The organism is Pseudomonas sivasensis, assembly GCF_013778505.1.
In the GTDB taxonomy this organism is placed as follows: domain Bacteria; phylum Pseudomonadota; class Gammaproteobacteria; order Pseudomonadales; family Pseudomonadaceae; genus Aquipseudomonas; species Aquipseudomonas sivasensis.
In genome coordinates, this window is the sequence record NZ_JAAOWU010000018.1 from 44,724 (window position 1) to 64,216 (window position 19,493).

The window sequence follows — 19,493 nt, forward strand, 5'->3', positions numbered from 1 at the left end:
CTCTTCATGTCCGAAGTTAATCTGTCCACCGACGAAACCCGCGTCAGCTACGGTATCGGCCGTCAGTTGGGCGACCAACTGCGCGACAACCCGCCACCGGGTGTGAGCCTGGACGCAATCCTGGCTGGCCTGACCGACGCGTTCGCAGGTTCGCCAAGCCGCGTTGACCAAGAGCAAATGGCTGCCAGCTTCAAGGTGATCCGTGAAGTCATGCAAGCCGAAGCCGCCGCCAAGGCTGAAGCCGCTGCTGGCGCTGGTCTGGCCTTCCTGGCTGAAAACGCCAAGCGTGATGGCATCACCACCCTGGCTTCCGGCCTGCAATTTGAAGTGCTGACTGCCGGTGAAGGCGCCAAGCCGACCCGTGAAGACCAAGTCCGTACCCACTACCACGGCACCTTGATCGACGGCACTGTGTTCGACAGCTCCTACGAGCGTGGCCAGCCAGCAGAATTCCCGGTTGGTGGCGTGATTGCCGGTTGGACCGAAGCCCTGCAACTGATGAATGCTGGCAGCAAATGGCGCCTGTACGTGCCGAGCGAACTGGCTTACGGCGCTCAAGGCGTTGGCAGCATTCCGCCGCACAGCGTTCTGGTATTCGACGTCGAGCTGCTCGACGTTCTGTAAGACCTGCTGATTACCTGTGGGAGCGAGCCTGCTCGCTCCCACAGTGTTTTAGGGGGTTGCTCATGGATGAAACTTGCCATTGAGCTCCGTCGCCGGGCGCAACGCTCGGGCATAGCAAAACAGAAACAGATTACGCACCACCTCTTTAAGCACACCGGGTTCACTTGAACTCAGGCCATTGACGTCCAGGTCGCCCTGGTCCTGCAATTCATTCAGCGCTTCTTCTTCCAGTACCGCACAGACTTCGCCGGTTTCCCGATGCAGTATCCGCAGGTAAGGGTGTGGGCGGTCCAGCCAGGCATCTATCAAATAAGTCATGGTGCATCTCCTTGATTGGTTTCAATGAGAATAATTCTTATTCGTAGAATAGCAAGCGTCTATTGGCGGTTTCTTGGTTTTTCTGTGTGGATATTGAGGCAGGTCAGGGGGAGGGCAAAACGCCATCCCGCGGCTGGCGCGGGATGGATACAGCAGATTCAGACTTTGCGAACGAACTCGGATTTAAGCTTCATCGGACCGATGCCGTCGATCTTGCAATCGATATCGTGGTCGCCATCGCACAGGCGGATGTTCTTGACCTTGGTGCCGACCTTGACGACCAGAGACGTGCCTTTGACCTTGAGGTCTTTGATCACTGTGATGGTGTCGCCGTCCTGCAGGACGTTGCCCACAGAGTCTTTCTTCACGGTTTCATCGCCGGCCACTTCGGCCTCGCCATTGGCGGACCACTCATGGGCGCATTCCGGGCAGATCAGCTGGGCGCCGTCTTCGTAGGTGTATTCGGAATTGCATTTCGGGCAGGGTGGCAACGTGCTCACTAAAGCTCCTTAAAGGTCAGGATGGCTAAAAGTCGCACATTATATAGGGTTTTGTGGTGTTGCAGGCTCTATGAAATCCAAATGTGAGAGGGGGCTTGCTCCCGATAGCGGTGGATCAGCCAGTCATATATCGACTGAACACCGTCATCGGGGGCAAGCCCCCTCTCACATTGGTCTGTGTCTGCAGGTATGGCTTAGTGCGTGCGTGCGACTGCAAACTCACTCAGCTCAACCAGGGCGTCCCGGTATTCGCTGGCAGGCAGGGCTTCCAGGCACTTGATCGCACGGGCCACGTAGTCACGCGCCAGTTGTGCGGTGTAGTCCAGGGAGCCCGAAGCTTCCACGGCTGCGCGGATGCTTTCGAGGTCTTCTATGCCGCCTTTCTGAATCGCCTTGCGCACCAAAGCTGCCTGTTCTGGCGTGCCTTCGCGCATGGTGTAGATCAGCGGCAAGGTCGGCTTGCCCTCGGCCAGATCGTCGCCGACGTTCTTGCCCAGTGTCTCGGCATCGCCACGGTAGTCGAGCAGGTCGTCTACCAGTTGGAACGCCACGCCCAGATGGTCGCCAAAGGTGCGCAGGGCTTCGGCCTGTTCGGCGGTCGCGCCACACAATGCCGCAGCGCTGTGGGTGGAGGCTTCAAAGAGCATCGCGGTCTTGCCGCGAATCACTTCCATGTAGGTTTCTTCGGTGGTGCTGGCGTCGCGGACCTTCGACAGCTGCAACACTTCGCCTTCAGCGATGATGCGCGTGGCCTGGGACAGGATCTTCATCACCGGCATCGAGCCCAGTTCGACCATCATTTCGAACGAGCGCGAATACAGGAAGTCGCCGACAAGCACACTTGGTGCGTTACCCCACATCGCATTGGCGGTCTCGCGGCCACGGCGCATGCCGGACATGTCGACCACGTCGTCATGCAATAGGGTGGCGGTGTGCAGGAACTCGATGGTGGCGGCCAGCAGGCGCAGGTCATCGCCTTCGCGGCCCAGGGCCTTGCCGCACAGCAACACTAATAAAGGACGCAGGCGCTTACCGCCCGCCGACGTAATATAGTCGCCAATTTTGGAGACCAGCGGCACTTTAGACGTCAGCTGCTGCTTGATGATGCCGTCGACGGCGCTAAAATCGTCCGCGACCGCGCGGTAGAAAGCTTGGGGTTGCATCAGCGACAGTCGCTCCAGAAGGGTTGCGCGGCATGCTAGGACCCTGACCCCGTAGTGTCAAGGCGCGATGGACGGCCACTTGCAACACCCATTTACCTTGCGTACAATCGCGCACCCTGAACTTCCTGGGCAGCACCTGCCTTACGCAATTGCATTCGGGACGTCCATCCCATGCAGCCATGCCAGCCAATACCTCTTCTTATAAAGCGCTGGGTGAGCAGGATTATCGGAGAAATACCATGTCGTACGCAGTAATTGTTACTGGTGGCAAGCAATACAAGGTCGCCCCAGGTGAATACCTGAAGATCGAAAAACTGGAAATCGCTACCGGCGAATCCGTTACTTTTGATCGCGTTCTGTTGGTCGCCAATGGCGATGACGTGAACATCGGCGCTCCAGTTGTTGCTGGCGCTACCGTTGTGGCTGAAGTGATCTCCCAAGGTCGTCACGATAAAGTCCGCATCATCAAGTTCCGTCGTCGTAAGCACCACATGAAGCGTATGGGCCACCGCCAGTGGTACACCGAGATCAAAATCACCGGTATTCAGGCTTAATTTCAGCCTAATTCCTCACTAGGAGAATTGACTCATGGCACACAAAAAAGCTGGTGGTAGTACCCGTAACGGTCGCGACTCAGAAGCCAAACGCCTTGGCGTTAAGATGTATGGCGGCCAGAAAATCATTCCGGGCAACATCATCGTGCGTCAGCGCGGCACCCAATTCCACGCCGGTTACGGTGTAGGCATGGGCAAAGATCACACCCTCTTCGCGAAAATCGAAGGCGTGATCAAGTTTGAAGTAAAAGGCGCGTTCAACCGCCGTTACGTGAGCGTTGTCGCAGCTTAATTGCGAAATCGCTGGAAAAGCCCTGTCTCGCGACGGGGCTTTTTCGTTTGTGGGGTGAGTCTCTTGCAAAGCTGTTTGTGATGGGCTCCGGCGCTGGATTTGCGGTCGCTGATTGAGGTCGCTGCGCTCATTTTTGCAAGAGTCTTATGTCTTGGTTTCTTAAGCTCGTCCATGCGGCGAGAGGCGTTTTGTTATGAAGTTCGTTGATGAAGTATCCATCCGAGTAAAAGCAGGCGACGGCGGTAACGGTTGCATGAGTTTCCGTCGCGAAAAATTCATCGAAAACGGTGGCCCCAACGGCGGTGACGGCGGTGACGGCGGTTCCATCTACATGATGGCCGACGAAAACCTCAACACCCTGGTCGACTACCGTTACACCCGGCACTTTGATGCCGAGCGTGGCTCCAACGGCGGCAGTACCGACTGCACCGGTAAAAAAGGCGAAGACCTGGTACTGCGCGTACCGGTTGGCACCACGATCATCGATTCCGCGACCCAGGAAGTGATCGGCGACCTGACCAAGGCCGGCCAGAAACTGATGGTTGTGCAGGGTGGCTGGCACGGTCTGGGTAACACCCGATTCAAGTCCAGTACCAACCGTGCACCGCGCCAGACCACGCCGGGCAAGCCTGGCGAGCAGCGTGACCTCAAGCTGGAAATGAAAGTACTGGCAGACGTGGGTCTGCTGGGCTTGCCGAACGCAGGCAAAAGTACCTTCATCCGCTCGGTATCGGCCGCCAAGCCGAAAGTCGCTGACTACCCGTTCACTACCCTGGTGCCAAACCTGGGTGTGGTCAGCGTTGACCGCTGGAAAAGCTTCGTGATCGCCGACATTCCAGGCCTGATCGAAGGGGCTTCCGACGGCGCAGGCCTGGGGATTCGCTTCCTCAAGCATTTGTCCCGCACCCGTTTGCTGCTGCACCTCGTCGACATGGCGCCATTGGATGACACCAGTGCACCAGACGCCGCCGAAGTGATCGTCAGCGAGCTGACCAAGTTCAGCCCGGCCCTGGCCGAGCGTGATCGTTGGTTGGTGCTGAACAAGTGCGACCAGATCCTCGAGGAAGAGCACGAGGAGCGCGTCAAGGAAATCGTTGATCGCCTGGAATGGACGGGTCCGGTCTACGTGATCTCGGCCATCGCCAAAGAAGGCACCGAGCGCCTGACCCGCGACATCATGCGCTACCTCGAAGACCGTGCTGACCGCCTGGCGGCCGACCCGGTGTTCAAGGCCGAACTCGCCGAACTCGACCAGCAGATCGAAGACGAAGCCCGTGCCCAGCTGCAAGCTCTGGACGACCAGCGTGCCCTGCGCCGCAGCGGCGTGAAGTCGGTCCACGACATCGGCGACGACGATTGGGACGAAGAAGACGTGGATGATGAAGACGGTCCAGAAATCATTTACGTGCGCGACTGATTCGTTGCAGTAAACTTAAGCGCCGCTCACATGAGCGGCGTTTTGGTATCTGGGTATTACGTAGCCACGAATAACGTTATGGGCAGCGCTGGGTCGCGCGGCCCTCTATCTAAGGTTGAAGATGATGCGGAGCAAAGTGACAGGTGCGCAGCGTTGGGTCGTAAAGATCGGAAGTGCGCTGCTGACGGCGGATGGCAAAGGCCTGGATCGCGCAGCAATGAGCGTCTGGGTGGAGCAGATGGTGGCCTTGCATGAGGCTGGTGTCGAGTTGGTGCTGGTGTCGTCCGGGGCGGTTGCCGCCGGGATGAGCCGTCTCGGCTGGACCGCGCGACCCAGCGCGATGCACGAACTGCAAGCCGCTGCCGCCATCGGCCAGATGGGCCTGGTGCAAGCCTGGGAGTCCAGCTTCGCCGAGCACGGCCGCCACACGGCGCAGATCCTGCTGACTCACGACGACCTGTCCGACCGCAAGCGCTACCTCAACGCCCGCAGTACGTTGCGCGCCCTGGTGGAGCTCAAGGTGATCCCGGTGATCAACGAGAACGACACCGTGGTCACCGACGAAATCCGTTTCGGCGACAACGACACCCTGGCCGCACTGGTAGCCAACCTGGTGGAAGCCGACTTGCTGGTGATCCTCACTGATCGCGACGGCATGTTCGACGCCGATCCGCGCAACAACCCCGATGCGCAGCTTATTTATGAAGCCCGCGCCGATGACCCGGCGCTGGACGCCGTGGCCGGCAGTGTCGGCGGTGCCCTGGGCCGTGGCGGCATGCAGACCAAGCTGCGGGCTGCGCGTCTGGCTGCACGCTCCGGTGCCCACACCATTATCGTCGGTGGGCGCCTGGAGCGCGTGTTGGACCGCCTCAAGGCTGGCGAACGCATCGGCACGTTGCTGTCGCCGGAACGCGGCATGCTGGCGGCGCGCAAGCAGTGGCTGGCTGGGCATCTGCAAACCCGTGGCACTCTGGTGCTGGACGACGGCGCGGTATCGGCACTGTCCCAGGGCAACAAGAGCCTGCTGCCGGTGGGCGTCAAGCTGGTACAGGGCAGCTTCCGCCGCGGCGAAATGGTGGTGTGCGTAGCGCCCGACGGTCGTGAGATCGCCCGTGGCCTGGCCAATTACAGTGCCCTGGAAGCACAGAAAATTATTGGACAATCGTCTGACGCGATTGTCGGACTATTAGGTTACATGGCCGAACCTGAACTGGTTCACCGCGACAACCTGATCCTGGTCTAACCAAAGGAATATACGATGCGTTTAGTGAAGTTTGCGTTGGGCCTGCTGTTGCTGACGCCGTTGCTGGCCAGCGCCGAAGAGGTTGGCCAGGTGTCGACGGTGTTTAAATTCGTCGGCCCCAACGACCGAATTGTCGTCGAAGCGTTTGACGACCCCAAGGTCGACGGCGTGACCTGCTACTTGTCCCGCGCCAAGACCGGTGGCGTCAAAGGCGGCCTGGGCCTGGCCGAAGATCGCGCTGAAGCATCGATTGCCTGCCGTCAGGTCGGCCCGATCCGCTTCAAGGGCGAACTGAAGGACGGCGACGAAGTGTTCAAGGAGCGCACCTCGCTGGTGTTCAAAACCATGCAAGTGGTGCGTTTCCTCGACAAGAAGCGCAACACCCTGGTGTACCTGGTCTACAGCGACCGCCTGATCGAAGGCAGCCCGCAGAACGCCGTGACCGCAATTCCGATTTTGCCGTGGCCGACCGCTCAGTAATCCGCAGGCGGGTTTTGTAATCGGCGTCTATGATTGCAGGCTTGCGGGTTGTAACCTCAAGGCGCCGCTTTGCTAAGAACATGGGATATCTGGAGTTCGTCATGAGTGCTTTCCACGACCTGAAACTCAAAGCTTTGGACGGACAAGAGTTGCCACTGGCGCCCTTCAAGGGGCAAGTAGTGCTGGTGGTCAATGTAGCCTCCAAATGTGGCCTGACCCCGCAATATGCGGCGTTGGAGAACCTCTATCAGCAGTACAAGGACCAAGGGTTTACTGTGCTGGGCCTGCCGTGCAACCAGTTTGCCGGCCAGGAACCGGGCACTGAGGAAGAAATCCGCGAGTTCTGCAGCCTGAACTACGGCGTGACCTTTCCCTTGGGCAGCAAGCTCGATGTCAATGGCCCTGAGCGTCACCAGCTCTACCGGTTGCTGGCGGGTGAGGGGGCCGAATTTCCCGGCGATATCACCTGGAATTTTGAGAAGTTCCTGCTGGGTAAAGATGGTAGGGTCCTTGCTCGATTCTCACCGCGTACCCCGCCGGAAGACCCTTCGATCGTCCAGGCCATCGAAAAAGCCTTGAGCTAAATCACTTCTCTTGTGGTGAGCGGACCTTTCCCGCTATGGGCTGCGTAGCAGCCCAAATACCCCACCGCTTTTACCCCTTAATCACCAAAATCAATAGTGCTACCGGGCGCGTTCCACTCCTCATATTATCCGCATCATAAACCCAGTCACCCGTGGAGTGCTCCATGCCCGTCCAAGCCTTGTTCAAACCCTTCCAGCTCGGTGCACTGCAACTGTCGACCCGCGTGGTCATGGCGCCGATGACCCGCTCGTTTTCTCCGGGTGGTGTACCTAATTCCAACGTCATCGAATACTACCGTCGCCGTGCGGCCGCTGGCGTGGGCTTGATCATCACTGAAGGCACCGTGGTCGGTCACCAGGCCTCTAACGGCTACCCGAATGTCCCGCATTTCTACGGTGAAGCGGCCCTGGCCGGGTGGAAGAAAGTGGTCGATGCCGTGCACGCCGAAGGCGGCAAGATTGTCCCTCAGTTGTGGCATGTCGGCAGCGTGCGCCGTATCGGCACTGAGCCTGATGCCAGCGTGCCGGCCTATGGTCCGATGGAGAAACTCAAGGACGGCAACGTGGTGGTCCACGGCATGACCGCCCAGGATATCAAGGACGTGATCAACGCTTTCGCCCAAGCTGCCAAAGACGCCCAAAGCATCGGCATGGACGGCGTGGAAATCCATGGCGCCCACGGTTATCTGGTCGATCAGTTCTTCTGGGAAGGCAGCAACCAGCGTACCGACGAGTACGGCGGTAGCCTGGCCAACCGCTCGCGTTTTGCCATCGAGCTGATCCAGGCTACGCGCGCCGCTGTCGGCCCGAACTTCCCGATCATCTTCCGTTTCTCCCAGTGGAAGCAGCAGGACTACACCGCGCGTCTGGTACAAACCCCTGAGGCGTTGGGTGAATTCCTCAAGCCGCTGTCCGACGCCGGCGTGGATATTTTCCACTGCTCAACCCGACGTTTCTGGGAGCCGGAATTCGAAGGTTCCGACCTCAATCTGGCCGGTTGGGCGCGCCAACTCACCGGCAAACCAACTATTACCGTGGGCAGTGTCGGCCTGGATGGCGAGTTCCTGCAGTTTATGGTCAACACCGACAAAGTCGCGCAGCCGGCCAGCCTTGAGAAACTGCTGGAGCGCCTGAACAACGACGAGTTTGATCTGGTTGCCGTAGGTCGTGCGTTGTTGGTTGACCCGGATTGGGCCGTGAAGGTGCGTGAAGGACGTGAGGGTGACATCCTGCCATTCAGTCGTGAGGCGTTGACGACTCTGGTGTAAGTGGCGTCAGGGCGGGCTCCAGGTGCCCGTCCTCGCACACACCGCGCAACTGGCGTTCGAACTGCTCGATAATCGCTGGCCAACCCTGGCGACTGGCATGTTGGCGAGCATTCAGGCGGGCCCTGCGCAACGTTTCGCGTTCTTCCAGCAGCCAGATGGCTGCATCGCAAAACGCCTCTTCATCCCCCGGCATCGCCAGTGCGCCGCTATAGCCGTGCCGCAGGTGCTGGCTTGCGGCTGCCTGGTCGTACGCCACCACACCAAGGCCTGAGGCCATGGCTTCCAGCACTACATTACCGAAGGTCTCCGTCAGGCTGGGAAACAGAAACAGGTCTCCCGACGCGTAATGCCGTGCCAACTCTTCACCGCGTTGGGTGCCGCAGAATACTGCTTCGGGCAGGTCGTGCTCCAGCAGTGCACGTTGCGGGCCGTCCCCGACGACAATCAGCTTCATTGGGCGGGATGGGTAGGTTTTCTGTAGCGCATCAAAGCAGCGCTTGAGCAGCCCGAGGTTTTTCTCCTGGGCCAGGCGGCCAACGTGCAGCACAGCGATATCGTCGTTCTCTAAACCCCAGCTTTCACGCAGTGCATTGTCACGCTTGGTCGGGTGGAATAACTGGCTGTCGACACCCCGCGACAACATTCCCAGGCGCTCGAAATGCCGACGCTCCAACTCCAGGCGTTGGCTGGCGCTGGGCACCAGGGTCAACGTCGAACGGTTGTGAAACCAGCGCAGGTAATGCGTGACCATTCGGCTGAGCAGGCTCAAGCCGTACTGGTTCGAATACTGTTGGAAATTGGTGTGAAAGCCGCTGACCACACTGATGCCCAGGCGCCGTGCTGCACGCAGTGCCGACAAGCCCAGCGGGCCTTCAGTGGCGATGTAGAGCACGTCCGGGCGTTGGCGTGTCCAGCGGCGCAGCAACTTGTGCATCGACGACTGACCCCACTGCAGGCCCGGATAACCCGGCAGTGGCCAGCCGCGGCACAGCAGGAGTTCGTCGTCGCTGAGCCGGCTCTGATCGACGCCTTGGCGTGGGCGTACCAGTTCGACTTGATGGCCGCGCGCGCGCAAACCCTCGCACAGGCGACCAAGGGTATTGGCCACCCCGTTGATCTCTGGCGGGAAGGTTTCGGTGATGAGGGTGATATGAAGCGAGGCTGTCGTCATGACCCACAGTGTCCGTGTGGGCCATGTCGCCATTGTGTCATCCAGATGATGGATTTATGACTTGGTGACCTTGGGGTTCGCCATCGCCTCGGCGCCTTGCTCGCGCACCCAGAACAAGGTAGCGCCAGCCACCGCCGCAGGCATCATCAGCAGGTTGACCACCGGCACCAGCAGCACCAGATAGACGATCCCGCCAAAGCTCATGCTCTGCCAGCGTTTCTGGCGTAACCAGGCGAGCATTTCGTTCCAGCCCAGTTTGTGGTTGTCTGCCGGGTAGTCGATGTATTGGATTGCCATCATCCACACGCCAAACAGCAGCCACAGCGGCGCGGCGATCAGGTTGACCACGGGAATAAACGAAAGGATAAACAGGCCGATCGCCCGTGGCAGGAAGTAGCCGAGCTTGCGCATTTCTCGGGCTAGGGTGCGGGGGACCATGGCGATCAACTCGCCCCAACTGAAGGCCGGGAAGTCATCGGTACCGCGCACCACCACTTCTACCTTCTCTGAGAGAAAGCCATTGAACGGCGCCGCGATGATATTGGCGAGCATGGTGAAGGTGAAAAACACCATCAGCACCACCAACACTACAAAGAGGGGCCATAGCAGGTAATTCAAAAAGCTCAGCCAACTCGGCAGCGTCGGCATTAAGTGCTCGACCCACAAGCTGAACTGGTGGCCGGCGAAGTAAATCAATCCGACGAACAGCACCAGGTTGATCATCAGCGGCAACAGCACAAACAGGCGTAGGCCGGGGCTCAACACCAGTTTGAGGCCTTCACGCAGGTATTGCGGGCCGGAAAGAACAGGGGCAGGCATGGAGAACTCCGAGCAGGATGACGAACGCGCCGACCTTACCGACTTTGTATCCGAGGCGAAAGCGGCGACATCAACAGTAACAAACGCCTCGATTAGCTGGGCTGACAGCATAGAGACCGCCTATGAGCTGGATTGTTAAACCGTATTTCCTTAATCTTGCCCCCCTCTATACGCTGCACCCATTATTTTCAGGATCTGCGAGTTAAAGCCTTCCCCAAGTGCTTCGCAGTCCTTTTTTATTCCAGCCGCCTTGTAGTCCGGGCGGTCGATAGGAGTGAGTCATGTCTGATACCCGTCATTCGCGAGTGATTATTCTCGGTTCCGGCCCTGCCGGTTACAGCGCTGCTGTCTATGCTGCCCGGGCCAACCTCAAGCCGCTGCTGATCACCGGCATGCAGGCGGGCGGTCAGTTGACCACCACCACGGAAGTCGACAACTGGCCTGGCGACGTCCACGGCCTGACTGGCCCGGTGCTGATGGAGCGTATGAAAGAACACGCCGAGCGCTTTGAAACCGAGATCGTTTTTGATCACATCAACCAAGTCGACTTCTCGAAAAAGCCTTACAGCCTGACCGGCGACAGCGGCGTTTACACCTGTGACGCGCTGATCATCGCCACTGGCGCCAGCGCCCGTTACCTGGGCCTGCCATCGGAAGAAGCGTTCATGGGCAAGGGCGTTTCAGCCTGCGCGACCTGCGACGGTTTCTTCTACCGCAACAAGCCGGTCGCCGTAGTCGGCGGCGGTAACACTGCCGTTGAAGAGGCGCTGTACCTGGCCAATATCGCCAGCACCGTGACCCTGGTTCACCGCCGCGAGACTTTCCGCGCCGAGAAGATCCTGATCGACAAGCTGCACGCCCGTGTCGCTGAAGGCAAGATCATCCTCAAGCTCAACGCCACCCTGGACGAAGTCCTGGGCGACAACATGGGCGTGACCGGTGCTCGCCTGAAAAACAACGACGGCAGCTTCGACGAGCTGAAAGTCGACGGCGTGTTCATCGCCATCGGCCACACTCCGAACACCTCGTTGTTCGAAGGCGTGCTGGAAGCCAAAGACGGTTATCTGGTGGTGCAGGGCGGCCGTGAAGGCAATGCGACTGCCACCAATATCGAAGGCATCTTTGCTGCCGGTGATGTGGCTGACCACGTGTACCGCCAGGCCATTACCTCGGCTGGTGCCGGTTGCATGGCAGCACTGGATGCCGAGCGTTACCTCGACGGTTTGAAGGACGCTTCGTTCTAAATCGTTGGAATAAAAAAAACGGCTGCGAGGCCGGTTTTTTTATGAGTGCAATTTAAATGTGGGAGGGGCAAGTCCCCTCCCATATTTTGATCCGCGTCTGACTCAGGATTTGCGGGTCAGGGGCTGCGCGGTGAATTTCACACCGGCCAACCCATGGGCAATCAACGCCCGAATATTGCCGTGGTCGCTGCCCTCAGGCGTCGCCACCACCGAGCGGTAGTGCTCACCAAACGCCAGCAGCGCTTCTTGGTCGCTCAAGCCTTCCAGCACCGCCAAACCCAAGGTCTTGCACGACCCTTCATTCTGCCCGGCCGCGTTTTCCACGGTGCCATTGATGAAGGCCTGCGGTTGGTAATCGTAACCGGCCGCGACCAATGCCAGGGTGTCGGCAAAGATGTGTTCGCCACTGTTGAGGCTGGCGCGCAGGGTGTTCAAATCAGTCATGGGTTTTTCCTTTGGCGAACGCTGCCTGTTGGTCAGCGCTGGCTTCTTTCTGGTATTGGGCTTTCCACTCGGCGTACGGCATGCCGTACACCACTTCACGAGCGTCATCGAGGCTCAGCTCGATCTGGCGCTCGTCGGCCTCGGCCTTGTACCACTTGGACAGGCAGTTACGGCAGAAACCGGAGAGGTTCATCAGGTCGATGTTCTGTACATCCTTGCGGCTGTCCAGATGTGCTACCAGCCGGCGAAAAGCGGCGGCTTCGAGTTCGAGGCGTTGTTGATCGTTCATAGGGTCCACTTCAATGTCAGCGGCTGGCCGCCAGGGTAATCGAAACCGATTCGGCAAAGCGCAGCGCATGGGGCTTATCCACTTCGACCTCGGCGTACAGCACCGATTCATTGCTCATCACCAGGTCCAGCAATTCCTGGGTCAGGCGTTCCAGCAGCGCGAAGCGGTTGCCTTCCACGTGGGCGATGATCGCCTTGGTGATGGTGCGGTAGTTCAACGCGTGGTCAATATCGTTGTCACGCACGGCGTCCTGGGCTGCATACAGGATGGTCAGGTTGATCAGCACATCCTGCTTGTTGAGGATTTCGTCCTCATTGATACCGATGAAGGTACGCAGACACAGGTCCTTGACCCGGATGCGCGCCATGCCTGGTTGAAGTTGTGGCATTGCTACTTGCTCCGTCCAATCAGTTGCAGGAACTCCATGCGCGTGGTGTTCGACTCGCGGAACGCGCCGAGCATCACCGAGGTGTTCATGGTTGAATTCTGTTTTTCCACGCCGCGCATCATCATGCACATGTGCTTGGCTTCGATCACCACGGCCACGCCGGCGGCCTGGGTCACGTCCTGGATCGCGTCGGCGATCTGCCGCGTGAGGTTTTCCTGGATCTGCAGGCGCCGGGCGAACATGTCGACAATACGCGCCAGTTTCGACAGGCCGAGCACCTTGCCGGTCGGAATATAGGCCACGTGGGCCTTGCCGATAAAGGGCAGCAGGTGATGTTCGCACAGCGAGTACAACTCGATGTCCTTGAGGATCACCATCTCGTCGTTGTCGGAGGCGAACAGTGCACCGTTGACGATTTCTTCGAGGTTCTGCTCATAGCCATGACACAGGTACTGCATGGCCTTGGCGGCGCGCTTGGGGGTGTCGAGCAAGCCTTCGCGTTCCGGGTCTTCGCCCAGGTTCTTGAGGATCTCGCGGTAATGGTGGGGCAGGGATAAGGTCATACAACATCCTCACAAACGGCTTACTTGATATGCCGCCCGCCGTTGACGGTCAGGGTGGTACCGGTGACATAGGGGTTGTCCAGCAGGTAGCGCACGCTCTGGTAAATCACCTCGGGTCCGGGCTCGATGCCCAGGGCTGATTTGGCCAACACCCGAGTGCGATAGGCCGCGTCGTCGTCTTCGTTGAACATCACCATCGCCGGGGCGATGCCGTTGACTTTGATCAGCGGCGCGAACTGCGCGGCAAACGACAGCGTAAGGCTGTCGAGCCCGGCCTTGGTGGCGCAGTAGGCGATGTGCTGGCGGCTACCCTTGCGCACCACGTCATCGCTGATATGCACGATATCGGCAGGTGAAGAGCGTTGCAGCAAGGTCGAACAATGCAGGTTGATCAGGTACGGCGCAAGCATGTGTACGCTGAACATATCGGTAAACGCGCGGCTTTCGTCGCCCGGCGTTTCCGCGACCCAGGCCGAGGCGTTGTGGATGATCGCGCGCAGGCTTTGGGTGTGGGTACTCAGTTCAGCGATAAACGCCAGGATCCCAGCTTCGTTGGAGAAGTCGGCAAACACACCGATCGCGCCACGCTCGCGCAGGGCCTGTACGCCGGGGCGTTCGCTGCGGTAGCTGAAAATCACCGGTTGGCCCTCGTCCAGCAGGCGCTGGGCGCAATGCAGGCCGACACGTTGGCCGGCGCCGGTGATCAGGATCGGGGCGTTCTTTGCAGTCATGGGAGGCTCGCGTCGCTGGCAGGCGCAAATCATACCAGCGACGGGTCGCCCCTGTACTCACGCCGCCGCTTCGGCGGCCTTGCGCGGTGCAGGCGTGGGATGCAGCCAGTTCGCCAGCAGGTGTGTGGACAGCGGAATGAACCAGTAAACCATCAGAGGCGTGAGTGCCATCGTGCTGACCAGTACGCGAGGCACCAGGTCGAGCCCATTGAGCAATGGCCCCAAGACAAAGTTGAACAGCAGCGACACCGGGAAAAACGCCAGCCAGATTGCCACGGCCTGCTTCCAGCGCGGCGGACGGGCACCCGCGGCGCCAAACCAGCCATCGATGCCGCGCACACGGTGCTCTGAGGGGTCGGCAAACAAATCGCTGCCGCGGCTAAGCCAGGCACAACGGGAGGCGGAGAATTCCCAGGCATGCAGTGTTTTTTCGTCGGCGAAGCGGAAAATGATCTGGAATTCGTCATCGTTGGGCGGCGGTGCAAGTACGCCGGAGCCCAGATAACCGGGGAAGTCGGTAGCCAATTGCTCGCCTTCGCGCAGCCAGGCCATCAGTTCTTCGTAGCGGCCTTTGGCGACGCGGCGCGCAACCATCAAGGTGACGGGAGAGGTAGACATTGTGTATCTCCAAATGTACGGGTGCGCTGATCCGGGTAGGTGGCGCACAAACGAAGCTGCGGGGTGTTGCAGCGACGTAGAAAAAACAGGCAAGGATTATTCCGGTTTTGCCGAAATACGCCAGCGACATTGGTCCGAAAAGTACACACCTTGAAAAAGAGGAGTCTACAGGCGTTAAATGACCGCCCAATTACCGCTGGTTTGTTGGTCTTGAATGCCCGTGATTACTGCTCCTGCTGACAGCATTTCGCATCTGGATTCGCCTGATTGCGCTGAGCTTTTTCCAATTCGTGATGTATCAAGATTGACAGGCGTCAACCCGGTCACCTTGCGTGCATGGGAGCGTCGTTACCGCCTGATCCAGCCCATCCGCACCGAAAGTGGGCACCGCCTCTACTCCAAGGCCGATATTGAGACGGTCAATCGCATTCTTGGTTGGATTGAGCGTGGCGTGGCGGTGAGCAAGGTCGGCAAGATTCTCGCCCGCGACGATCAGCAGGCCGAAGCGATTCGCGCTGAGCGCGACTCAGTCGAGGAAAGCGAATTGCCGCAATGGCGGGCGAGGCTGTTGCTGGCGGTCAAGGCCTTTGACGACCGTCAGTTGGAAAGCCTGTATGGCCAGATTCTCGCTACCTATCCCCTCAACGTGGCGTTCCAAGAGATCCTGATGCCTCTCTGGAACGAGCTGTTGCGCCACCAGGGGCGTTTTGGTCAAGCCAGCGAATGGCTGTTTTTCGACGCCTTCTTGCGTATCCATGCCTTTCAGCGCCTGCAAGCGGCGACACTGTCGCCTGCGCCTCGGGTATTGCTGTCAGCCATACCCGGCGAATGCCGCAAACTGGAGTTGCTGGTGGCGGCGCTGTTGATGAGCAGCGATGACCTGGTCGTGAAGGTGCTGGGGATGGGGCAGCCGTTTGATGAGCTGACCCTCGTATGTGAAAAGACTCATCCCCAGGCGCTGATCATCTTCTCCAACCACTCCCATAACGTTGATCTGGCTGGCCGCCTCAACCGTTTGGCGTTGACCCTTGATTGCCCGTTATTTCTTGCTGGCGCAGTGTCGGACCTGGCGCAGAGCGCGCTGGCAGGTTCTTCCATCGGTTGTCTGGGCAGCGAAGGGCGCCAGATGCAACGCCGCTTGCAGCAGTTCCTCAGCGGTAACCTGGATACCTGAACTCAGGCGTGCATCTGCGGGTGCACCAGGCGGTGCTGATGCAGGATGAACTGGCGCAGGCGTTCGATTTCATCCGCATCGCTTTGACTGAGGCGATAGGCAAACAAACCCCGCGCGGTTTCCCTCTCAAAGGCGCCGCGCAGGGCAATGCGCTCATAGCCGGAAGGGCTGAACCAAAGGGAAAAGGTTTTGGGTGGTTTGATCCGGCCACGAATCTCCACCAGCACGCCCTTGAATGACACCTCATGCACCCACAGCGCACTTGCGGTGCCCTTGATGTTCTCCAGGGCCACCGGAGCTTCAAGTGCAAGGCGCCAGGCGCGGATCACCGGGCCGTCTTCAAAAATACTCGGCACACCCAGGCGCAGATGCACTGCATTGAACTCATCCTCCACCAATTGGAGGGGAAAGGTCAGTTGCTGGTTGTCGAACTGCGCTTGGATGGTGACATGGTCGTGGGCGGCCAGGCGGGTGAGCAAGTCGCGAATCTGCGCACCGCCGTTGACGGTCAGGCTCGACGACGCATCCCGCAGATTAAGTTGCGGGTTGTGTTGCATGTTCTGAATGAAATCCAGCTCATCCTTGGTCAGAAGCGCATCGCGTTGCATTGTGCTTGCTCAATAGAGGGGCATTAAAGTGCCATTATCCGCTCATATGGCCGTATTTTCTAAATTTTGTTCAATCCATTTGTCGACTTGAACGCGGCCAGTTCGGCTTTGACTTGGGCCAGTTCGCTTTCTAATTGCTCGACACGCTGCTGGGCCCTGACCTGGAGCGTGACGTCTTTTTGTACGCCGATAAAATAGGTTTGCTTATCAGCCGTGTTGAACACCGTTGAAAGCGACAGTTCGTTCCAGAAATGGCTGCCGTCCTTACGGTAATTGCGCAGGGTTTCCCGGCACGAACCACCCTTCGCCAAAGCATCCCGAATAACCGTCAGCGCTGGCTGATCACGGTCGCCCGACTGCAGGAAGCGGCAGTCCTGATAGAGGATTTCGTCCAGTGTGTAGCCGGTCATCCGTTCGAAGGCCGGGTTCACATAAATCAGGGGCTTTTCATCGCCTTCGCGTTCGGCGACCACGATGCCTTCGTTGGAAGCGTCGATCACCATCTGCATCAGCTTGGCGTTAATCATTGAGCGGTCCGTGGCGTGTTGTTTGAATGGGCAGTTTATGGCAAGTCGTGAATCTTGCACGGTGCGCCCCGAAATATTTGCGTCGCTGTTAATATCCCAGGCTTTCGCTCAACTACAGGATCAGATTGATGAAAGTCGCCATCCTTTCCGGCTCGGTCTACGGCACGGCTGAAGAAGTCGCCCGGCACGCCGCCGGCATCCTCAAAGACGCTGGTTTTGAAGCCTGGCACAACCCGCGCGCGACCCTGGCGGATGTGCAGGCGTTTGCCCCTGAGGCGTTTCTGGCGGTGACTTCGACCACCGGCATGGGTGAACTGCCCGATAACCTGCAACCGTTGTATTCGACGATTCGCGACCAACTGCCTTCGGCCTGGCGCGGTTTGCCCGGTGCGGTGATTGGTTTGGGCGACGCCAGCTATGGCGACACCTTTTGTGGTGGCGGTGAGCAAATGCGCGAGCTGTTTGGCGAGTTGGGCGTGCGCGAAGTACTGCCCATGTTGCGCCTGGACGCCAGCGAGAGCGTGACGCCGGAAGCAGATGCCGAGCCGTGGTTGGCAGAATTGGTCACTGCACTGCGCGCTTGATTGAGCGGTTCCAGCGGTTTTCAGTCCCTTTATTGACGGCGTCTCTTTGACGCCGTTTGTATAGATCTAAACTATTCTCATAGCTGACTCGTACGGTCATCAAGCTGGCTGCGAAGGCAACTCCGTCCGCCAGGGCGTCTGACTAGACTGGCCCATCACTCGAAAAATAATAAGAAGTGCGCCAAGGAGGTCGTTACCGTGAGCCTAGCCCCTGTTGTGCCGCCACAGAATGTCAAAGATCAGGTCAGTGCTGCCGAGTGGCAAGCTCGTGTCGACCTGGCGGCCTGCTATCGCCTGGTGGCGCTGCATGGCTGGGACGACCTGATCTTCACCCACATCTCGGCCAAGGTGCCGGGCACCGATGATTTCCTGATCAACCCCTACGGACTGATGTTCCACGAGATCACTGCGTCGAGCCTGGTCAAGGTCGACCAGGCCGGCAACAAGCTGATGGACAGCCCCTACGAGATCAACCCGGCGGGCTACACGATCCACAGCGCGATCCATGAAGTTCGCCACGATGTCACCTGCGTGTTGCATACCCACACTGCCGCCGGTGTGGCGGTGGCGGCACAGAAACAGGGCGTGCTGCCGATCAGCCAGCAATCGATCTTCGTGCTGTCGAGCCTGGCCTATCACGCCTATGAAGGCGTCGCGCTGAACCATGAGGAAAAGGCCCGCCTGCAGGCCGACCTTGGCGACAATAATTTCTTGATGCTGCACAACCATGGCCTGCTCACCTGTGGCAGTACCATCGCCGACACGTTCCTGATGATGTTCACCTTTCAGCGCGCCTGCGATATCCAGGTGCTGGCGCAAAACGGCGGCGCTGAATTGATCGCCATTGGTCCGCAGATTCTTGCGGGCGCCAAAGCCATGGTCGCTGCTGTCACCAAGAGCGCTCAAGGTATGGGGGGCGCGCTGGCCTGGCCGGCGTTGCTGCGCAAATTGGATGCTCAAGATCCTGGGTATAGAAGCTGATGCCACTTGCCGAGATCCCGCTCAGAGCCTGGCGCAAACGCAGCCAGAGTTTCGAATTTCACGGACGCACCATCCGTTACTGGGTGTCGGGGCAGGGCGAACCGTTGCTGCTGATCCATGGCTTTCCCACCGCCAGTTGGGACTGGCATTACCTGTGGCAACCCCTGGCCCAGCACAACTTGGTCATCGCCTGCGACATGCTCGGTTTCGGCGATTCAGCCAAGCCTCTGGACCATGGCTACTGCCTGCTGGAACAGGCGGATTTGCAACAGGCTTTGCTGGAGCATCTGCGGGTGGATCAGCCGGTGCACGTGCTGGCCCACGACTACGGTGACAGCGTCGCTCAGGAACTGTTGGCCCGGCACTATGAAGGCCGATTCAAGATGGCCAGTTGTGTGTTTCTCAACGGCGGGCTGTTCCCGGAAACCCATCGCCCGGCGCTGGTGCAAAAACTCCTGCTCAGCCCGCTGGGCTGGATGATCGGCCGCGCATTCGGGCGCAATGCCCTGGCCGACAGCTTCGGCCAGATCTTCGGCCCCAACACCCGCCCTAGCGAAAGCGCACTGGACGATTTCTGGAGCCTGATCGACTGCAACGATGGCACGCGCATCCTGCACAAGCTGATCGCCTACATTCCCCAGCGTCGGCGCCTGCGTGATCGCTGGGTGGCGGCGATGCAGCAGGGTGACGTGCCATTGCGAGTGATCGACGGCGAGATCGACCCGATCTCCGGTATCCATATGGTGGAGCGTTACCACCAATTGGTGCCCCATGCCGACACGGTGTTACTGGCCAACATCGGCCACTACCCGCAGATTGAAGCGCCGGTGCAGGTGCTCAAGCATTACCAGGCGTTTCGTGATCGGATTGGGCAGGTTGAAACCCGCGTGGCTTATTCCTGAGCCTTAG

Annotated in this window: 27 protein-coding genes; 14 read left to right on the plus strand and 13 right to left on the minus strand. The window is 59.1% G+C overall.

From position 1 onward, the window contains the following. Nucleotides 1–6: 6 nt before the first annotated feature. The gene (locus G9Q84_RS23825) at nucleotides 7–624 is read left to right on the plus strand and encodes a BamJ family beta-barrel-assembly machinery protein (RefSeq protein ID WP_032885594.1); all 618 of its coding nucleotides are present in this window, start codon (nucleotides 7–9) and stop codon (nucleotides 622–624) included. Between the two features lie 60 nt (nucleotides 625–684). On the opposite strand, the gene G9Q84_RS23830 is transcribed toward G9Q84_RS23825, so the two are convergent. The 3 genes from G9Q84_RS23830 to G9Q84_RS23840 form a co-directional block, all read right to left on the minus strand. Then, nucleotides 685–942: a PA4570 family protein gene (locus G9Q84_RS23830; RefSeq protein WP_003194088.1), complete on the minus strand. Its 258-nt coding sequence runs from the start codon at nucleotides 940–942 to the stop codon at nucleotides 685–687. A 158-nt stretch (nucleotides 943–1,100) separates the two neighbouring features. After that, a complete protein-coding gene (locus G9Q84_RS23835; protein ID WP_003230858.1) occupies nucleotides 1,101–1,442 on the minus strand; it encodes a zinc ribbon domain-containing protein YjdM in 342 nt (113 codons plus the stop codon). 194 nt (nucleotides 1,443–1,636) lie between these two features. Further along, entirely contained in the window at nucleotides 1,637–2,605 is a 969-nt protein-coding gene (locus tag G9Q84_RS23840; RefSeq protein WP_032885595.1) for a polyprenyl synthetase family protein, read from the minus strand. Between the two features lie 239 nt (nucleotides 2,606–2,844). Between G9Q84_RS23840 and rplU the strand changes: the two genes are divergently transcribed. From rplU to G9Q84_RS23875, 7 genes are all read left to right on the plus strand, one after another. Further along, nucleotides 2,845–3,159 carry a 50S ribosomal protein L21 gene (gene rplU / locus G9Q84_RS23845; RefSeq protein WP_003176051.1) on the plus strand — a complete coding sequence of 105 codons (315 nt, stop codon included), beginning with the start codon at nucleotides 2,845–2,847 and terminating at the stop codon, nucleotides 3,157–3,159. 34 nt (nucleotides 3,160–3,193) lie between these two features. Further along, complete coding sequence (gene rpmA, locus G9Q84_RS23850) at nucleotides 3,194–3,451, plus strand: 50S ribosomal protein L27 (protein WP_003176049.1); 258 nt, start codon at nucleotides 3,194–3,196, stop codon at nucleotides 3,449–3,451. Between the two features lie 193 nt (nucleotides 3,452–3,644). Next, a complete protein-coding gene (gene cgtA, locus G9Q84_RS23855; RefSeq protein WP_015885843.1) occupies nucleotides 3,645–4,868 on the plus strand; it encodes an Obg family GTPase CgtA in 1,224 nt (407 codons plus the stop codon). Between the two features lie 124 nt (nucleotides 4,869–4,992). After that, the gene (gene proB / locus G9Q84_RS23860; protein WP_026013771.1) at nucleotides 4,993–6,111 is read left to right on the plus strand and encodes a glutamate 5-kinase; all 1,119 of its coding nucleotides are present in this window, start codon (nucleotides 4,993–4,995) and stop codon (nucleotides 6,109–6,111) included. Nucleotides 6,112–6,126: 15 nt separating this feature from the next. Then, nucleotides 6,127–6,591: a CreA family protein gene (locus G9Q84_RS23865; protein ID WP_032885596.1), complete on the plus strand. Its 465-nt coding sequence runs from the start codon at nucleotides 6,127–6,129 to the stop codon at nucleotides 6,589–6,591. Between the two features lie 101 nt (nucleotides 6,592–6,692). Then, nucleotides 6,693–7,175 (plus strand): glutathione peroxidase, encoded by a 483-nt coding sequence (locus G9Q84_RS23870; RefSeq protein WP_099602207.1) that lies wholly within the window; start codon nucleotides 6,693–6,695, stop codon nucleotides 7,173–7,175. Between the two features lie 164 nt (nucleotides 7,176–7,339). Continuing rightward, a complete protein-coding gene (locus G9Q84_RS23875; protein ID WP_032885598.1) occupies nucleotides 7,340–8,443 on the plus strand; it encodes an NADH:flavin oxidoreductase in 1,104 nt (367 codons plus the stop codon). Here G9Q84_RS23875 and G9Q84_RS23880 read toward each other — a convergent pair. Continuing rightward, a complete protein-coding gene (locus tag G9Q84_RS23880; protein ID WP_032885599.1) occupies nucleotides 8,412–9,614 on the minus strand; it encodes a glycosyltransferase family 4 protein in 1,203 nt (400 codons plus the stop codon). The genes G9Q84_RS23875 and G9Q84_RS23880 overlap by 32 nt on opposite strands. A gap of 54 nt (nucleotides 9,615–9,668) precedes the next feature. Next, nucleotides 9,669–10,433: a sulfate transporter CysZ gene (gene cysZ / locus G9Q84_RS23885; protein WP_032885600.1), complete on the minus strand. Its 765-nt coding sequence runs from the start codon at nucleotides 10,431–10,433 to the stop codon at nucleotides 9,669–9,671. Between cysZ and G9Q84_RS23890 the strand changes: the two genes are divergently transcribed. Both G9Q84_RS23890 and trxB read left to right on the plus strand, forming a co-directional pair. Continuing rightward, complete coding sequence (locus G9Q84_RS23890; protein ID WP_163033189.1) at nucleotides 10,432–10,572, plus strand: hypothetical protein; 141 nt, start codon at nucleotides 10,432–10,434, stop codon at nucleotides 10,570–10,572. The genes cysZ and G9Q84_RS23890 overlap by 2 nt on opposite strands. A gap of 142 nt (nucleotides 10,573–10,714) precedes the next feature. Then, the gene (trxB, locus tag G9Q84_RS23895; protein WP_010206474.1) at nucleotides 10,715–11,677 is read left to right on the plus strand and encodes a thioredoxin-disulfide reductase; all 963 of its coding nucleotides are present in this window, start codon (nucleotides 10,715–10,717) and stop codon (nucleotides 11,675–11,677) included. A 102-nt stretch (nucleotides 11,678–11,779) separates the two neighbouring features. On the opposite strand, the gene G9Q84_RS23900 is transcribed toward trxB, so the two are convergent. From G9Q84_RS23900 to G9Q84_RS23925, 6 genes are read right to left on the minus strand one after another with little or no spacing between them, the layout of a single operon-like run. After that, nucleotides 11,780–12,121: a HopJ type III effector protein gene (locus tag G9Q84_RS23900; RefSeq protein WP_181644198.1), complete on the minus strand. Its 342-nt coding sequence runs from the start codon at nucleotides 12,119–12,121 to the stop codon at nucleotides 11,780–11,782. Next, nucleotides 12,114–12,410, minus strand: coding sequence for a DUF1244 domain-containing protein (locus G9Q84_RS23905; protein ID WP_010206472.1), 297 nt, complete (start codon nucleotides 12,408–12,410; stop codon nucleotides 12,114–12,116). Before G9Q84_RS23905 ends, G9Q84_RS23900 begins: the two co-directional genes overlap by 8 nt. Before the next feature lie 16 nt (nucleotides 12,411–12,426). Further along, entirely contained in the window at nucleotides 12,427–12,798 is a 372-nt protein-coding gene (gene folX / locus G9Q84_RS23910; RefSeq protein ID WP_032857710.1) for a dihydroneopterin triphosphate 2'-epimerase, read from the minus strand. A gap of 2 nt (nucleotides 12,799–12,800) precedes the next feature. Continuing rightward, on the minus strand, nucleotides 12,801–13,361 hold the full coding sequence (gene folE, locus G9Q84_RS23915; RefSeq protein ID WP_032885602.1) for a GTP cyclohydrolase I FolE: 561 nt from the start codon (nucleotides 13,359–13,361) through the stop codon (nucleotides 12,801–12,803). A 20-nt stretch (nucleotides 13,362–13,381) separates the two neighbouring features. After that, nucleotides 13,382–14,092, minus strand: a complete 711-nt coding sequence (folM, locus tag G9Q84_RS23920) for a dihydromonapterin reductase (RefSeq protein WP_032885603.1) — start codon at nucleotides 14,090–14,092, stop codon at nucleotides 13,382–13,384. A gap of 57 nt (nucleotides 14,093–14,149) precedes the next feature. Continuing rightward, nucleotides 14,150–14,710 (minus strand): putative antibiotic biosynthesis monooxygenase, encoded by a 561-nt coding sequence (locus G9Q84_RS23925; protein ID WP_095186373.1) that lies wholly within the window; start codon nucleotides 14,708–14,710, stop codon nucleotides 14,150–14,152. A gap of 214 nt (nucleotides 14,711–14,924) precedes the next feature. Between G9Q84_RS23925 and G9Q84_RS23930 the strand changes: the two genes are divergently transcribed. Continuing rightward, nucleotides 14,925–15,884: a MerR family transcriptional regulator gene (locus tag G9Q84_RS23930; RefSeq protein ID WP_122755875.1), complete on the plus strand. Its 960-nt coding sequence runs from the start codon at nucleotides 14,925–14,927 to the stop codon at nucleotides 15,882–15,884. A gap of 2 nt (nucleotides 15,885–15,886) precedes the next feature. On the opposite strand, the gene G9Q84_RS23935 is transcribed toward G9Q84_RS23930, so the two are convergent. Both G9Q84_RS23935 and G9Q84_RS23940 read right to left on the minus strand, forming a co-directional pair. Next, on the minus strand, nucleotides 15,887–16,492 hold the full coding sequence (locus tag G9Q84_RS23935; protein ID WP_032885606.1) for a hypothetical protein: 606 nt from the start codon (nucleotides 16,490–16,492) through the stop codon (nucleotides 15,887–15,889). Nucleotides 16,493–16,551: 59 nt separating this feature from the next. Further along, nucleotides 16,552–17,019: a PAS domain-containing protein gene (locus G9Q84_RS23940; protein WP_122755876.1), complete on the minus strand. Its 468-nt coding sequence runs from the start codon at nucleotides 17,017–17,019 to the stop codon at nucleotides 16,552–16,554. 128 nt (nucleotides 17,020–17,147) lie between these two features. On the opposite strand from G9Q84_RS23940, the gene G9Q84_RS23945 reads away from it, so the two are divergent. From G9Q84_RS23945 to G9Q84_RS23955, 3 genes are all read left to right on the plus strand, one after another. Further along, nucleotides 17,148–17,603, plus strand: a complete 456-nt coding sequence (locus G9Q84_RS23945; protein WP_095186375.1) for a flavodoxin — start codon at nucleotides 17,148–17,150, stop codon at nucleotides 17,601–17,603. A gap of 198 nt (nucleotides 17,604–17,801) precedes the next feature. Then, nucleotides 17,802–18,584: a class II aldolase/adducin family protein gene (locus G9Q84_RS23950; RefSeq protein ID WP_032885609.1), complete on the plus strand. Its 783-nt coding sequence runs from the start codon at nucleotides 17,802–17,804 to the stop codon at nucleotides 18,582–18,584. Then, on the plus strand, nucleotides 18,584–19,486 hold the full coding sequence (locus G9Q84_RS23955; RefSeq protein ID WP_122755877.1) for an alpha/beta fold hydrolase: 903 nt from the start codon (nucleotides 18,584–18,586) through the stop codon (nucleotides 19,484–19,486). The genes G9Q84_RS23950 and G9Q84_RS23955 overlap by 1 nt, the downstream gene beginning before the upstream one ends. Nucleotides 19,487–19,493 lie beyond the last annotated feature (7 nt).